General features: G+C 53.4%; 14 protein-coding genes and 1 pseudogene. 13 read left to right on the forward strand and 2 right to left on the reverse strand.

The genetic code is table 11. The features are described 5' to 3' along the window. Positions 1 to 3 precede the first annotated feature (3 nt). A complete protein-coding gene (locus DBV39_RS11655; RefSeq protein ID WP_227870607.1) occupies positions 4 to 1260 on the reverse strand; it encodes a PrpF domain-containing protein in 1257 nt (418 codons plus the stop codon). A 147-nt stretch (positions 1261 to 1407) separates the two neighbouring features. Here DBV39_RS11655 and DBV39_RS11660 point away from each other — a divergent pair, with 147 nt between their 5' ends. The 12 genes and pseudogenes from DBV39_RS11660 (at position 1408) to DBV39_RS11715 (ending at position 13666) form a co-directional block, all read left to right on the forward strand. Next, positions 1408 to 1887 (forward strand): acyl-CoA thioesterase, encoded by a 480-nt coding sequence (locus DBV39_RS11660; RefSeq protein WP_108621669.1) that lies wholly within the window; start codon positions 1408 to 1410, stop codon positions 1885 to 1887. Positions 1888 to 2025: 138 nt separating this feature from the next. Then, positions 2026 to 3650: pseudogene (locus DBV39_RS11665) on the forward strand (acyl-CoA synthetase). A gap of 31 nt (positions 3651 to 3681) precedes the next feature. After that, on the forward strand, positions 3682 to 4458 hold the full coding sequence (locus tag DBV39_RS11670; protein WP_108621670.1) for an enoyl-CoA hydratase: 777 nt from the start codon (positions 3682 to 3684) through the stop codon (positions 4456 to 4458). 139 nt (positions 4459 to 4597) lie between these two features. Then, complete coding sequence (locus tag DBV39_RS11675; RefSeq protein WP_108621671.1) at positions 4598 to 5374, forward strand: ABC transporter ATP-binding protein; 777 nt, start codon at positions 4598 to 4600, stop codon at positions 5372 to 5374. A gap of 60 nt (positions 5375 to 5434) precedes the next feature. Further along, positions 5435 to 6145, forward strand: a complete 711-nt coding sequence (locus DBV39_RS11680) for an ABC transporter ATP-binding protein (protein WP_108621672.1) — start codon at positions 5435 to 5437, stop codon at positions 6143 to 6145. Between the two features lie 54 nt (positions 6146 to 6199). After that, entirely contained in the window at positions 6200 to 7414 is a 1215-nt protein-coding gene (locus DBV39_RS11685; protein WP_193853025.1) for an ABC transporter substrate-binding protein, read from the forward strand. Positions 7415 to 7481: 67 nt separating this feature from the next. Continuing rightward, a complete protein-coding gene (locus DBV39_RS11690; RefSeq protein ID WP_108621673.1) occupies positions 7482 to 8396 on the forward strand; it encodes a branched-chain amino acid ABC transporter permease in 915 nt (304 codons plus the stop codon). Between the two features lie 10 nt (positions 8397 to 8406). Continuing rightward, the gene (locus DBV39_RS11695) at positions 8407 to 9339 is read left to right on the forward strand and encodes a branched-chain amino acid ABC transporter permease (RefSeq protein WP_108621674.1); all 933 of its coding nucleotides are present in this window, start codon (positions 8407 to 8409) and stop codon (positions 9337 to 9339) included. 229 nt (positions 9340 to 9568) lie between these two features. Then, positions 9569 to 10624, forward strand: a complete 1056-nt coding sequence (locus DBV39_RS11700; protein WP_108621675.1) for an ABC transporter ATP-binding protein — start codon at positions 9569 to 9571, stop codon at positions 10622 to 10624. After that, entirely contained in the window at positions 10624 to 11904 is a 1281-nt protein-coding gene (locus DBV39_RS11705; protein ID WP_108621676.1) for an ABC transporter substrate-binding protein, read from the forward strand. Before DBV39_RS11700 ends, DBV39_RS11705 begins: the two co-directional genes overlap by 1 nt. Positions 11905 to 11954: 50 nt before the next feature. Next, positions 11955 to 12830, forward strand: a complete 876-nt coding sequence (locus tag DBV39_RS11710; protein ID WP_108621677.1) for a carbohydrate ABC transporter permease — start codon at positions 11955 to 11957, stop codon at positions 12828 to 12830. Next, positions 12827 to 13666, forward strand: a complete 840-nt coding sequence (locus DBV39_RS11715) for a carbohydrate ABC transporter permease (protein WP_108621678.1) — start codon at positions 12827 to 12829, stop codon at positions 13664 to 13666. Before DBV39_RS11710 ends, DBV39_RS11715 begins: the two co-directional genes overlap by 4 nt. Before the next feature lie 119 nt (positions 13667 to 13785). On the opposite strand, the gene DBV39_RS11720 is transcribed toward DBV39_RS11715, so the two are convergent. Beyond that, positions 13786 to 14754: a Bug family tripartite tricarboxylate transporter substrate binding protein gene (locus DBV39_RS11720; RefSeq protein WP_159078921.1), complete on the reverse strand. Its 969-nt coding sequence runs from the start codon at positions 14752 to 14754 to the stop codon at positions 13786 to 13788. A 217-nt stretch (positions 14755 to 14971) separates the two neighbouring features. On the opposite strand from DBV39_RS11720, the gene DBV39_RS11725 reads away from it, so the two are divergent. Then, positions 14972 to 15703 carry an IclR family transcriptional regulator gene (locus tag DBV39_RS11725; RefSeq protein ID WP_159078922.1) on the forward strand — a complete coding sequence of 244 codons (732 nt, stop codon included), beginning with the start codon at positions 14972 to 14974 and terminating at the stop codon, positions 15701 to 15703. Positions 15704 to 15851: the final 148 nt, after the last annotated feature.

Genomic DNA, 15851 nt, shown 5'->3' on the forward strand with positions numbered 1-15851 from the left:
TCGTCAGTGACGCCCTGATAGCGCTTGCGCATGGCGAGACTCAAAGAACAACATCAGTGCGTCAGATGCCTGATAAATTGGCGCTAGTCCCTGCAACAGAACCTGTGCGCTACGCTGGTACGAAACCCACGGAATGGTCACCTCGGAGCCTGATTCGTAACCCGATACGGTCGCTTGCAAGACCCCGGCTGGATTTCCGATTCTCACGACGACGGGTTCGTACCCGATCTGGGCGGTCATGGACGATGCGCCCGTTCTTGATCGCTGACTTTGAGAGACGGTTTCAAAGGCAACCGTACCACCAAGCAGTGCCGCCACCGCCAAACAGCATCCACCGGTCACTGCCATGGACGAATGCGGCGCCTGTGGCGTGAAATAGCGAACGTGAATATCGCTATCGCCGTCACCGGGACCCACCATACAGATTTTAGGGACGGTTTCACTTTGCGCCAGTTCGGCCTCAGTCATGGGCGCGCCTGCTGCGGTCTTGAGCCCCATTCTAAGACCTGCCTGCACCCAGATTGATCTCAATCGTGCCATCAATCCGGGATCCGCCTGCAAGCTGGCAACACTCTCCCTGGCTGTGTACCCAAGATCAGTCGCGCGCACGATCACCATGGGCACAGCCACGTCCACACAACTCACAGGCACATCATCAAAACAGTCCTGACGATTGCCAGTGGGGAACAAAGACCCGGTGCGAGCCCCGACCGGATCCCGCAAAACGAGCTCAACGCTCGGGAACCGACCTGGAACGCCAGGAATGGTAGCCATCTCGAATGGAGTCGGCATACGCATGTCGGTCAGTTTGCGTGTATTAGTATTCCAGATCCGCAACTGGGTTTCTGGTGTTGCAGGCTCGGCCAGTCCAGTCTGTAGCAGATAAAGAGGCAGGGCGGCCGACATGTTGCCGCAGTTAACTCCCCAGTCGATTCGCGCGTGATCGGCTGCCAGTTGGGCCAACGTACTGTCAAAGTCCGCATCTGCGCCTTGGTGATGTTTCATCAAAAATACTTTATTGCTGGTCGGAGCCCCTCTGCCAAGACCCGTCGTCTGTCGGTTCCGCGGTGTCGTGCCTTCTTGGGGAACGCCCATCAGATGGCGTACAAGTTCCTCGCGCAACGAGACCTCTTGTGGAAGGTGGGCATCCCAGAGAACGATCCCCGTCGACGTGCCTCCCCGCATATGAAACACCGGCATGGCGGGCAACCCATGCAGAATCTGCGGGTACATGTCCGGAAACAGCGGAAGTCCTCTCATTGCAATGCCTTTTCATTTCATAATCGATCAGTCTGAGACCAGCACACCCTTTGAATGACCAGCGCCCCGGTGTACTCTCGGCTCAAAGCCAGAATGCCCTTCGTCTGACCACATCCGTTAACAATCATTTCACAGTAGAGACAGCCCATGCAACCAAGCCACCAGAACAGTTCAATCAACGCTGCAGAAAAGTCTGGCGGTGCGCCACAACGAAACGATTACACGTTTTTCGAGCGCATAACGCTACGTTATGCCGATAATGATGCCAATGGCCATGTCAATAATGCGCACTACTACTCTTTCTTTGATACGGGCGTAGAGGGATATCTACGTCAGCACAATCTGCGCGAGCCGCTGAGCGCAAACGTCCGCACCCTGGTGGTTGCATCGAGCTGCCGCTACTACAGCGAAGTCTCGTTTCCGGGCAATATCGATATTGCCGTGAGAGTCGCGCGCATCGGTAACTCCAGCATCCACTATGACATCGCCATCTTCAGAGACGATGACAGTGCGCAAGCGGCCGCGCAAGGGACGTTCACCATTGTGTGCGCCTCAAAGGAAACTGGCCGCCCGGTACCTGTTCCGCAAGCTTTCAGGGATCACCTGCAGCAAGAAAATCAGGAATAACCCCCTCCGTTGGTTGCCGGCAACTGGTCAGGAAGGCGTGTCAAATTCATGAATCAGCGGTAAATTCATCTTAACCATAAAATATCTGGAGACACCATGAACAAGCAACGCACGATTGCCTGCCTTCCTGCTGATCACATGTATGTGCAGGGGCTCGAGAAGAATCCGGCCAACCATGTTGCACTGTCGCCGATTTCCTTTCTTGAACGCGCAGCCGACGTGCATCCTGATAAAGTCGCAATCGTTCATGGCAGTTTGCGCCAGACTTGGCTAGAAACCCGACAGCGATGCTGCAAGCTGGCTGATGCGCTGCAAAAACGTGGGATCAAGGTGGGTGAAACTGTTGCTGTCATGCTACCCAACACCCCCCAATGGTGGAAGCACACTTCGGAATCCCCATGGCGGGCGCCATACTCAACACCCTGAATACCCGTCTGGACGCAACGACTCTGGCATTCATGCTCAATCACGGCGAAGCCCAGGCAGTCATCGTAGACGGCGAATTTGCACACACCATGCAACAGGCACTGGAGATACTGGAACGCGACCATGGGCGCACACCGGTCGTCATCGATGCCATCGATGAACTGGCGGGAAGTGACCTTCCTCGTATTGGTAGCCTCACCTACGAAGAACTGCTCGCAGAAGGTGACCCGGGATTCGAGATCTGTCTGCCAGAAGACGAATGGCAGTCGATGTGCCTGAATTACACATCCGGCACGACCGGTGATCCCAAAGGGGTGGTTTACAGCCATCGCGGAGCGGCGATCAATGCCATTTCGAACATACTTGAATGGGACATGCCCCACCATCCTGTTTACCTGTGGACACTACCCATGTTCCACTGCAACGGTTGGTGCTTTCCATGGACGATCGCGGCCAGAGCCGGCACCAACGTCTGCCTGCGAAAGATTGATGCCAAGGCCATCTTCGACCTGATACACGAACACGGCGTGACTCACTACTGCGCCGCACCCATTGTGCACAACCTGCTGATCAATGCTCCCGCAGACATGAAGCAAGGCATTCAGAAAGGAGTCAAAGCGATGGTGGCGGGCGCATCCCCTCCTGCGTCCATGATCGAAGGTATGGAGTCAATGGGATTTGATCTGACCCACACCTACGGACTGACAGAAATTTACGGACCTGCCTCAGTGTGCGTGAAACATGCCGAATGGAATGATCTGGGCATTTCCGAGCGGGCCAGGCTTAACTCAAGGCAAGGGGTGCGCTACCACCTTCAAGCTGCCATGCAAGTGCTAGACCCTGAGACTATGGAACCCGCGCCCTGGGATGGCGAGTCTATGGGCGAAATCATGTTTCGCGGCAACATCACCATGAAAGGCTATCTGAAGAACCCGGCCGCAACCGAGAAAGCGTTTGCAGGTGGCTGGTTCCATACCGGTGATCTTGCCGTTCAATACGACGATGGCTACTGCAAGATCAAGGACCGAAGCAAAGACATCATTATTTCGGGTGGCGAGAACATTTCGTCGATCGAAGTTGAAGACGCACTGTATCGCCACCCTGCAGTACTGGCGGTTGGTGTAGTCGCCAAGCCAGATCCCAAATGGGGTGAAACCCCGTGCGCGTTTGTCGAGCTCAAACCCGGTGCGACCGTCACCCAAGAGGAGATGATCGAGTTCTGCAAGGAGCACCTGGCCCATTTCAAAGTACCCAGGAAAATCGTATTCGGAGAGCTGCCCAAGACGTCTACCGGGAAGATTCAAAAGTTCGAACTTCGCAAGAACGCTGCCGACTAACGCGAGGCCAAAGACTCAACGGGAGTATTTGATGACTGATCAACTGATCTTGCGCGACGAGCCGGTTCCAGGCGTTATACGCCTCACACTGAACCGCCCGGATGCGTTCAATTCACTATCCGAAGAAATGCTTGCAGCGCTGCTGAACGAACTCGCGAGGCTCGCCGAGTCGCCAGATATCAAGGTTGTCATACTCGCCGCTGCGGGAAAAGCTTTCTGTGCCGGTCACGACCTCAAACAGATGCGTGCGCAGCCTTCCCTTGAGTATTACGAAGGACTATTTGGACAGTGCAGTGAAGTGATGCTGGCCATTCAACGCATTCCGCAGATTGTGATTGCCCAGGTTCAGGGCATCGCTACGGCCGCAGGATGTCAACTGGTTGCCATGTGTGATCTGGCGGTTTCCAGCAATCAGGCGAGGTTTGCTGTATCAGGGGTCAATCTGGGTCTTTTCTGTTCCACACCATCGGTTGCCCTCTCGCGCAACCTGTCTCGCAAACAGGCTATGTACATGCTTGTGACCGGCGAGTTTATCAGCGCCGAACAAGCTCGTGACTGGGGCCTGATCAACGAGGTTTGCGGACCTGAAGAGCTAGAGGACATCACGCTGGATCTGGCCAGAAAGATCACCCCGAAGCCTGGCGTGGCCCTTGCGCTTGGAAAGCGGTTGTTTTACGAGCAAGTTGAAACCAGTATCCAGCATGCGTACGAACTCGCTGGCAAAACCATGGCCTGCAACATGATGGACGAATCAGCGCTCGAAGGTGTTCAGGCCTTCATAGAGAAGCGCAAACCAGACTGGAAATAGCAGACTGGGGATAGAAGACAAACCGCCTGTTTCACAGGCGGTTTTTTTATTAAGAATGGCTATGGGGACAAACCAGAATAGGGAAAATCCTCAAGCCGACTCTGTATCACTTTGCAACAGTTGGCGCTATAAAAGACTTATGGAACATAAAACAGACTTTGTGATCGAAACTCGCGGCCTGACCAAGGAGTTCCTCGGTTTTATAGCCGTCAATGACGTCAACCTGAAGGTGAGACGACACACCATTCACGCCATTATTGGCCCAAATGGTGCTGGCAAAAGCACTTGTTTCAACCTCATCACCAAGTTTCTGACGCCAACCCACGGAGAGATCCTCTTTAACGGCAACGACATCACCCGCCATTCACCCTCGCAGATCGCTCGCGAAGGGGTGGTGAGATCGTTCCAGATCTCGGCAGTGTTTCCGCACATGACTGTTCTGGAGAATGTTCGGATCGGACTTCAGCGGCGACTTGGAACGTCGTTCCACTTCTGGAAGAGTGACTCCACACTCGACATTCTCAACGACCGAGTACTTGACGCACTGGAGCAGGTGGGGCTTGCCGAGTTTGCGCAAGAAGAAGCGGTCAACCTGCCCTATGGAAGAAAACGTGCACTCGAGATCGCGACAACGCTGGCGATCAACCCTGAAGTCATGCTCCTTGATGAACCAACTCAAGGCATGGGACATGAAGATGTCGAACGTGTCACCGAGCTCATCAAGAAAGTGTCTGCCGGTCGTACGGTCATCATGGTTGAACACAACATGAACGTCGTGTCCAACATTGCCGACACTATTTCTGTATTGCAACGCGGTCAGATGATTGCAGAAGGCAACTATCAAACCGTGTCAAGTAACCCACAGGTCATGGAGGCTTACATGGGCTCGGCAGACGCCGAGTTGCAAGGTCATTAAGCCCGCAAGCTGCGGCCACAAACACGCCGTTCACACAGGAACAGGAAAGCATAAAGAATTATGACAACAACGCCTGCATTAGAAATTTCTGGCCTGAACGCCTGGTACGGCGAATCCCATGTTCTTCACGGAGTTGATCTCACAGTTGAGCCCGGTGAAGTGGTCTGCCTTCTGGGACGCAATGGTGCAGGACGAACAAGCACATTGCGGGCGATTCTGGGACTGACTAGCCGCACCACCGGTACGGTCAGAGTCAATGGCATAGACCTTGGCGACAAGAACACCCACGACATAGCACGGTTAGGTATTGGCTACTGCCCTGAGGAAAGAGGTATCTTCGCCAGTCTGACATGCGAACAGAACTTGTTGCTCCCACCCGTCGTCGGACAGGGCCAGGCCCTGACAATCGACGAGATCTATGACATGTTTCCGAACCTCAAAGAGCGGCGCAATAGTCCCGGTGGCCGGCTATCTGGCGGCGAGCAGCAGATGCTGGCCATTGCGAGAATATTGCGTACCGGAGCAAACCTGCTGCTGCTTGACGAGATCACGGAAGGTCTTGCACCAGTGATAGTCCAGAAACTGGGAGAAGTGGTTCGCACGCTCAAGCAGCGTTCCTTCACCATCGTGCTGGTTGAGCAGAACTTCCGGTTCGCATCCCAACTGGCTGATAGAAATTACGTGATCGAGCACGGAAAAGTCGTTCTGATGGTCAAGAAAGAAGAGCTCTCACAGAAACAGAAAGAGCTAGAAACACTATTAGGGGTGTGAGTTTCATTGCAACTCAATGCGGCATTCAATCAATGCAGTCGAGGAGACATCAATATGAAAAAGACAGTGATTTCACAAGTTGTAGCTGCAGCCACGCTTGCAGCGAGCGGACAGGTGCTGGCACAAACCATTTCGGATGATGCAGTCCGGATCGGCGTTCTGACCGACCTGTCCGGTATCTATTCAGCAGTGGAGGGACCTGGAGCAGTTGTCGCTGCAGAAATGGCTGTCGCCGACTTTGGGGGCAAAGTACTGGGCAAGGATATCATCATCACGACGGCCGACACGCAATCCAAAGCGGATCTGGCAAGCTCCAAGGCCCGGGAGATGTTCGAGCGTGACAAGGTAGACATGATTGTCGGTAACGTCTCGACCGCGTCGGCACTGGCGGCTATGGAAGTGGCAGACCAGATGAAAAAAGTGGCACTTGTGACGGGCGCTGCATCACTGCCTATCACCAATGAACGTTGCAACCCGTACACCGTGCACTGGGTATATGACACGTATGCTCTGGCTCACGGAACCGGTAAAGCCGTGGTAGAGACCGGCAAGAAAACCTGGTTCTTCGTGACAGCAGACTACGCTTTCGGGCACACCTTGCAACGCGACACATCAGAGGTCGTGCTGGCATCGGGCGGCGAGGTTCTCGGAAGCGTTGCACACCCGATTCGCACCACTGACTTTGCGTCATACCTGTTCCAGGCTCAAAGCTCGGGCTCCCAGGTTATCGCACTTGCAAACGCTGGTGGTGACACAATCGGATCCATCAAACAGGCGGCCGAACTCGGCATCATGGGATCGGACCAGACCGTCGTGCCATTGCTGATGTTCATCAGTGATATTCAGGCACTTGGCCTTCGCGAGACCCAGGGTATGAACTTCACTGTGGGTTGGTACTGGGATTTTAATGAAAGCAATCGCAAGTTTGCCGAGCGTTTCATGGAGAAGTTCAAGGGAACCGCACCAACATCAGTCCAGGCTGGCGTCTACTCCGCAACCCTGAACTATCTGAAGGCCATCGAATCCACCAAAACTGATGACTCCGATGCAGTCATGAAGTACCTGAAGTCAACGCCGATTGACGATGGTCTGTTCAAGGGTGTGATCCGTCCGGACGGCAAGTTCGAGCACGATATGTACCTGTTGCAGGTCAAAGCACCGAAAGAGTCCAAGAGCCGCAACGATATCGCATCCGTTGTTCGCGTGATCCCTGCTGACCAGGCCACACTTCCCTTGTCTCAGTCTCAGTGCAAGCTCGTCAAAGGCTGAATCAGGCGGTCTGAGTGATTGATTCAGGTGATTTCATCTATGTTGGCACGTAGGGTGGAGAAAGGTCATGTTTGAGTTGCTGGGTGTATCGCCCCAGGCATTTACTGCCCAGTTACTGATCGGGCTTATCAACGGTTCGTTTTACGCGCTGTTGAGTCTGGGGCTAGCCGTTATCTTCGGACTGCTCAATGTGATCAATTTCACGCATGGCGCACTGTACATGCTGGGCGCGATGCTCGCCTGGATCGGAATGACCCAAGTAGGCAGCTGGATCGGCATGCCGGAGTTTGAAGTGCCGTATCTGGTCGCCCTGGTTCTGGCTCCACTGATTGTCGGGGCCTTGAGTATGGTGGTGGAGAAAACCATGCTCAAGCGCCTCTATCATCTAGATCACCTTTATGGTTTGCTGCTCACGTTCGGGATGGCGCTAGTCATTGAAGGTCTTTTCCGGCACTGGTTCGGCGTACTGGGTAACAGCTATCAAGTACCGGACATGTTCCGCGGTGGCCTCCGAGTCAATCAACTTTACATACCTTGGTACCGCCTTTGGGTTGTCGTGGTCGCGTTACTCGCGTGCTTTGCAACCTGGTACTTCATAGAAAAAACCAAACTAGGTAGTCTGTTGCGCGCTGGCACAGAGAACCCCCGGCTACTGCAGGCCCTGGGCGTTAACGTGCCACTCATTGTCACGCTGACCTACGGTGCAGGCTGTGCCCTGGCCGCTTTCGCAGGGGTGCTCGCAGCACCGATCTATCAGGTCACTGCGGTCATGGGCTCCGATCTCATCATTGTCGTATTTGCAGTCGTCGTAATCGGAGGTATGGGATCGATTGCCGGATCCATTCTGACAGGATTGGGACTTGGTGTTGTGGAGGGACTGACCAAAGTTTTTTATCCAGAGGCATCATCGGTGTCGATTTTTGTCATCATGATCATTGTTCTGCTGCTCAAGCCCGCCGGGCTTTTTGGAAAAGTTCGCTAAAGGGCCCGCCATGAACACAACTGCGCTGAACAAAATCTCGATCATCATCTTTGTCCTGCTGGCACTAGTCCCTTTTCAGGACTTCGTCTATGACCTGTTTCTGATGAAGGTTTTCTGTTTCGCAATCTTTGCGGCCTCAGTCAACCTGCTGCTGGGATATGCCGGCCTGCTTTCATTCGGCCATGCTGCATTCTTTGGATCAGCATCCTATGTGACCGCACACGTCATGAAGGAATGGGGTGTCACCCCCGAGATCGGCTTGCTGATCGGGGTGATCTGCTCCACTGCGCTTGGATATGTTTTTGGGTCACTCGCCATCCGCCGTCAGGGAATCTACTTCGCCATGATCACGCTGGCCCTGGCTCAGGTTGTTTACTTCATCGCCACTCAGGTTCCGTTCACCAACGGTGAAGACGGCATCCAGGGCGTGCCACGCGGACAATTCCTCGGCTTCATCGACTTGATGCCTTCGACCAACATGTACTGGTTCTCGCTTGGCGTCTTCGGTCTCGCATTCCTGCTGATCCTGCGAGTCGTGAACTCTCCGTTTGGTCAGGTGCTGAAATCCATCCGGGAAAACGAACCTCGAGCGATCTCACTTGGCTACAACGTTGACCGCTATAAGCTGATGGCCTTTACAATTTCAGCCGGACTTGCTGGTCTCGGTGGCGGGCTCAAGAGTCTGGTCCTGCAGCTTGCATCGCTGTCGGACGTCTTCTGGCACATGTCCGGTGAAGCGGTTCTCATGACAATTCTTGGTGGGATCGGCACACTCTGGGGGCCGATTGCAGGTGCGGCGATTATCATCAATCTGCAGAACTATCTCGCCAACCTTGGCGGCTGGAGCACCATCACTACCGGTGCGATCTTTGTAATCTGCGTGCTCGCATTCCGCAAAGGGGTGGTTGGAGAGATCGCGCACCGCCTCAAGATCAGGATTTAAGAAAGCGGCGAGAAAGAACGCCGGCCTCAAAGGTCGGCGTTCTGCTTTCGACACATTTCATCTTCCTCCCCATGCACGCTTTCTTTTCCTAACATACGGCATCACTAGCAACAATCCGGACTATCGCTTATGTGACTTGTCTTTGTCACTGACGCCAGATACTTTAAAGTGATGTCGACTCGCTATGACGTCATAAACCTGTAACGAAAACGAAGAATAATACGGTCCGATGAATCCAGTTACACCTAATCCTGCAGTGGAGTTTTCCGGCGTCAGTAAAGTCTGGGGCTCGGCAACTGCCTTGCACACCACCGACTTGAAACTGGCCGAGGGAGAGTTCTCGGTTTTACTTGGCCCGTCCGGCTGTGGAAAGACCACCACACTACGTCTTGTCGCTGGTCTGGAGACACCCAGTGCGGGCAGGATCAAGATATTCGGCAGGGATGTCACCGAGGTACCATCATCGGGTCGCGGTGTGTCCATGGTGTTTCAGAACTACGCCTTGTTTCCGCACCTGTCAGTCGCGGAGAATGTGGCGTTCGGGTTGAAGATCCGCAAGATATCCAGCGCAGAAATCGAATCCCGGCTCAAGCAGACACTCGTGCTGCTCGGTCTGGACCACCTGAGAGACCGCAAACCGTCCCAGCTCTCTGGTGGACAGCAACAACGGGTCGCCCTTGCGCGTGCCCTTGTTGCGGACGCGAAGTTGTGCCTGATGGATGAGCCGCTCTCAAACCTCGATGCCAAACTGCGTCAATCCATGCGCGAGGAGCTTCGTGCCATCCAGCAAAAACTCGGACTCTCAGTCGTATACGTGACACACGACCAAACCGAAGCGATGACGATGGCTGACCACGTTGTTCTGCTCAAAGAGGGACGCATAGAACAACAGGCAAGTCCCAGCAAAATCTACCAGAAGCCGGCTTCGCTGTTTGTTGCACAGTTTATTGGCAGCACAAAAATGAATGTCCTGAAAGTCGAACAAGGCCGGATCTCCGGGTCAGACTTCAGTCTGAATGCGCCGACTGGTGCTGCGTTTCTGGGGATCAGGCCGGAAGACATTCATTTTGAAGGAACGGTTCCCACCCGTATCAGACATACAGAGTTCACCGGGGCGGACCTTCTGATTCACTCCCAGATCGGGGACCAGAACCTGACGGTCCGTGCCCCCGGAAAATCCGTGGTGCAACTGGATTCTGCACTCACCCTCGGATGGCAGCCATCTGATCAGCACTGGTTTGATCACGATGGCATGCGCATACTTACTTCTACGGAGAACGTGTAATGAAGAAACTGCTTGGAGCTTTATCAGTTGCCGCTACTGGACTGTGCCTGACCACACCCGCGTCAGCGCAGACAGAAGTGACCTTCTACTTTCCTGTTGCTGTCGGCGGCCCGATCACCAAGACCATCGACGGTTATGCTGCTGACTTCAACAAAGAGAATCCTGACATCAAGGTCACGCCAGTTTACGCAGGCACGTACCAGGAAACCATCGTCAAGGCACTGACTGCACACAAGTCAGGCACACCTCCGACCGCTGCCATTCTCCTGTCCACAGACACCTTCACCCTGATTGACGAAGATGCAGTCGTACCGATCGACAATTTCGCAACATCTGACGCCGACAGGAAATGGCTTGATGGATTCTTCCCCGCATTCATGGCCAATGGCCAGATTGGGGGTAAAACATGGGGTGTCCCTTTCCAGCGTTCGACTGTGGTCATGTACTGGAACAAGGAAGCGTTCAAGCAAGCTGGACTTGATCCGGAGAAGGCACCGGCAAACTGGGATGAGATGGTCAGCATGGGAAAGAAGCTGACCAGGCGTGATGCCAACGGTAATGTGACCCAGTGGGGTATCCAGGTACCTTCAAGTGGCTTCCCGTACTGGCTTTTTCAGTGTTTCACAACACCAAACGATGTGCTGCTGGCCAATTCGGAAGGCAACCAGGTGACGTTTGACGACGTCAAGGTAATCGAGTCACTCCAGTATTGGATGGACCTGTCGCAGAAGTACAAGATTCACCCGCCCGGCGTGGTGCAATGGGGAACTACACCCAGGGACTTCATGGAAGGCAAGGCTGCCATGATCTGGACGACCACTGGCAACCTCACCAACATCCGCAACAACGCGCCGTTCGATTTTGGAGTGGCCATGATTCCTGCCAATCTACGCAACGGCTCCCCAACTGGTGGTGGTAACTTCTATATTTTCAAGCAAGCATCTGAAGCGGAGCAGAAGGCTGCGTTCGAGTTCTCCAAGTGGTTGACGCAACCGGAACGCGCAGCACAATGGAGTATCGATACTGGATACGTTGCTGTTTCGCCTGCTGCCTATGAAACGGAAGCGCTCAAGACATACGCAGCCGAGTTCCCGCCGGCACTCGTTGCTCGTGATCAACTCGAATACTCCGTTGCTGAATTCTCGACTCACGATAATCAACGCGTCACGAAAGCGCTCAACGATGGACTTCAAGCTGCGCTGACTGGTAGCAAAACCGCTCAGCAGGCAATGCAAGACGCCCAGGCTGAAGCGAACCGCATCTTGCGCACCTATCGCTGATCTATGCAGCACATCATGCCCACCCGAAAGGGTGGGCATACTGAACTTACATGAACGCAACCAATCGCCAGATTCAGGCCTATCTTCTTTTACTGCCCGCCTTCATTCTGCTGGTGGGTTTTACGCATTTTCCGGCGGTCGCCAGCCTGATTGACAGTTTCATGTCCACGCCACGAGGTTCACGTCCTTCGGTATTTGTGGGACTGGAGAACTATCAGGTCATGATCGAGGACCCGGTATTCTGGCAGGCCATGCGCAACAATTTCTGGTTTGCTGTCATGACGATTCCAGCTTCCATGGGGATTTCCATCGCCATGGCAATCTGGGTCAATGACAAGATTATGGGTAGGCAGTTTCTCAGGATGTCATACTTCCTGCCGACCGTCATGCCGATGATCGCAGTGGCCAACATCTGGATCTTTTTTTACACCCCTGACTATGGGCTGATCAACCAGGTATTGCAGGCTTTTGGCTTTCCTAGCCAGAACTTTCTGGGCAACCCTTCTCTGGCACTTGTTTCCATCACAGTGGTTGCCATCTGGAAGGAAGCGGGTTTCTTCATGATTTTCTATCTCGCCGCGCTTCAGACAATCAGTCCGAGCTATCGCGAGGCAGCCCAGATCGAGGGCGCAAGCAAGTGGTACTTCTTCTGGAAGGTGCAGTGGCCATTGCTGATGCCCACCACCGTTTTTGTTCTGGTCAATGCGTTGATCAACGCTTTCAGAATGGTCGATCACATCTTTGTGATGACTAATGGCGGACCAAACAACGCATCATCACTGCTACTTTTCTATTTGTACGAGGTGGGCTTCAAATACTGGGACCAAGGCTACGCATCCGCCCTCACGATCGTATTGCTGGCCATTCTTGCCGTCATCGGCCTGATGCAGTTTTTCCTGCTCGACAAGAGAACCCATTACAGATGAGCTCGATCACAACCACCCGATACAATAGACTGGATGAACGTAACTGGCTAGAAACACTTGGTGCCTGGGTACTGGGACTGGTATGGATCATGCCCTTGCTCTATGCGCTGTGGGCCGCATTTCATCCATCTGAGTTTGCCACGCAGTTTGTACTGACCGCACCACTAACGCTCGACAATTTCTATGCAGCCTGGAACGCAGCACCGTTCCCTATCTATTACATCAACACCGTCCTGCTGGTTTTGATTATTCTCAGCATTCAACTGGTACTGTGCACGCTGGCTGCCTACGCATTTGCACGCTACGAGTTTGCCGGAAAAAACATTCTGTTTTCTCTGGTACTGGTTCAGCTCATGGTGATGCCTGAAATCCTGATCATCCGGAACTATCAGACCTTATCAACGCTCGGATTTGTCGATACACTCTTCGGGATTGGTCTGCCCTACTTCGCTTCAGCATTCGCCATCTTTCTCCTGCGCCAGACATTCAAAACCATTCCACAGGAACTCGTTGAAGCAGCGCAGATGGAAGGAGCTTCAACGCTCCAGATTCTTCGCCATGTCTACATTCCACTGGCTAAACCGACTTATCTCGCATTCTCTCTGGTGTCCATCAGCCATCACTGGAACAACTTTCTCTGGCCGCTGGTTGTCAGCAACTCCGTAGAGTCACGCCCGCTGACTGTTGGCCTCCAAGTGTTCTCATCCAGTGACCAGGGAATCGACTGGTCAATCATCACAGCTGCCACTTTGCTGACAGCTGCTCCATTACTGATCGGTTTTTTGATATTTCAAAGACAGTTTGTACAGTCCTTCATGCGGGCGGGAATCAAGTAGAACGTTGACCGCTGTAAGAAGCAGGTCAGCTCGCCAGTTCAATAGCCGGGATCCAGAAATGCCGGAAACCGGCTATTGCGTTAACTCACTGACCCATCTCTGACGCAGCAGATCTAATCTCAGTTCGCCTTTATATTGGCGTCTTTGATTAATTGAGACCACTTTTTGCTCTCAGCTTCGAGAAATGCCTCGAATTCACCTGAAGAACCAGGAGCAGCTGTTGAGCCTCGCTTGAGCATCGATTCCTGAACAGCTGGGTCTGATAGTGCCTTCTGGAGCGAGGCGTTCAACTGTTCGACGACTGCAGCATCCATTCCTGCAGGTCCGATCATGCCGTACCAGGTGGAAAGATCATATCCAGGCACGCCACCTTCCTCGATTGTCGGAATATCTGACGCCCCCTGGAAGCGATCGGCAGACGTCACCCCCATTGCCTTGAGATTGCCTCCCCTGACCTGCGGCAAAGCGCTTGGAAGGTTGGGGAACATGACCTGTGTCACACCTGACAGCAAGTCTGGCATTGCCGAGCCGGTTCCCTTGTAGGGGATGTGGGTGAACTCCACGCCCGCGAGTTTTTGAAAAAGCTCACCTGACAAGTGCACTGAGGTGCCTGTACCCGATGACGCCATGTTCAACTTGCCAGGATTTTCCTTGGCGAAAGCAATCACCTCCTGAACATTGTTGAACGGGGAAGACGCTGGAACCACCATCAGGTTTGGCGCGGTCAGGATTCTGCCAACAGCAGTGAAATCTTTCACCGGATCGTAGTTAACATTCTCACTGAGCCATGGATTGACAGTATGGCCAATTGAAGTAATGAACAATGTATAGCCATCGGGAGCCTGTCTCGCTACGTGGGATGTTGCGATGTTTCCATTCGCACCTGCCCTGTTTTCAACCACGATGGGCTGTCCAAGATCCTTTGACATCAGATCAGCAAGCATCCTTGCTGTGCCATCTGCAGTTCCTCCGGGAGAAAAGCCGACTATGAATGTGATCGGCTTCTCTGGATAAGCAGCCGCAGCGTAAGTTGATGTTAATAGACTAGCCGCTACTGCGGCTGCGCCAAAAATTGTCCTGAGTGTCACGTACTATCCTCCTTGTTTGCACATTGAAAAAACATCCACCACGGCTGTCATTCTGCAAGTCGATTTGTCTGAGAACACATGACCATGCGGCGAGCTAAATGTCTGTCTTGCCAGATACTTGCTCTAAGAGCATTTTTGCGGATTTGATTTTCTGATAGGATATTAATTTTTTAGAATTTAATTCTATTTTTATAGTTAGAACAACATGGGAGTACTCGTGAAAACCCGTAGCAGGTCGAACGATGATGGTTCTGGAGGGAAAGTCGGCGTCGGGGCGGTTAACCGTGCCCTTCAGGTACTTTCAGCGTTTGAATCCAGCGAGAACGGTTTGACACTTTCCATGATTTCGGAGGAAACAGGACTGTACGAAAGCACAATTCTGCGCCTACTGGAGTCACTGATTGCCGCACGATACGCAAAGCGACTTCCTAATGGCCGGTATGTTGTTGGCCCCAAAGTCCTGATTCTTAGCGAGATGTACCGGCGATCTTTCAAACTGTCAGACTACGTTCTTCCACACCTTCGCGCACTCGTCGAAACATCTGGTGAGAGTGCCGGACTGTACGTTCGTGAAGGCGATGCCCGTGTGTGCCTTCACCAGATTCAGCCCAGACGCTCGGTCCGGATGCATGTCGTAGAAGGGAAAGCATTCCCGCTGGATATTGGCGCTGCCGGACACGTGATCAGGGCGTTTGAAGATCAGGCCGAGGGCGAGCGGTTTCAGCACATTCGCGAATCTGGCTATTGCGTAACAAAAGCTGAACGGGACCCAGAAAGTGCTGCCATTGCGTGCCCGGTTTTTCAGTCAGAACAACATCTCCTAGGCGCAGTTTCCCTGGTTATTCCGCTATATCGCTGCACGGACGAACTGTTCAATCAGCTGATTCCTGCCGTCCAGGAGACAGCAAAGCGACTCAGTGAGGATCTGGGCGGCGTCTGGGAAATATAAACCCCCGGCATAAATAACCCTGGGGTTTGATTGCGGGGCTTCTGGTGGGACCAAAGACTAACAGCCTGAGCTAAAACCGCTGCTTGCGATTCGGTTATGCCTGAATGCCGCTTCGTGGCCAGCCTGGCTGGCTGGCTGGGAGAATGCG

It is taken from the genome of Orrella marina (assembly GCF_003058465.1).
GTDB lineage: Bacteria > Pseudomonadota > Gammaproteobacteria > Burkholderiales > Burkholderiaceae_B > Algicoccus > Algicoccus marinus.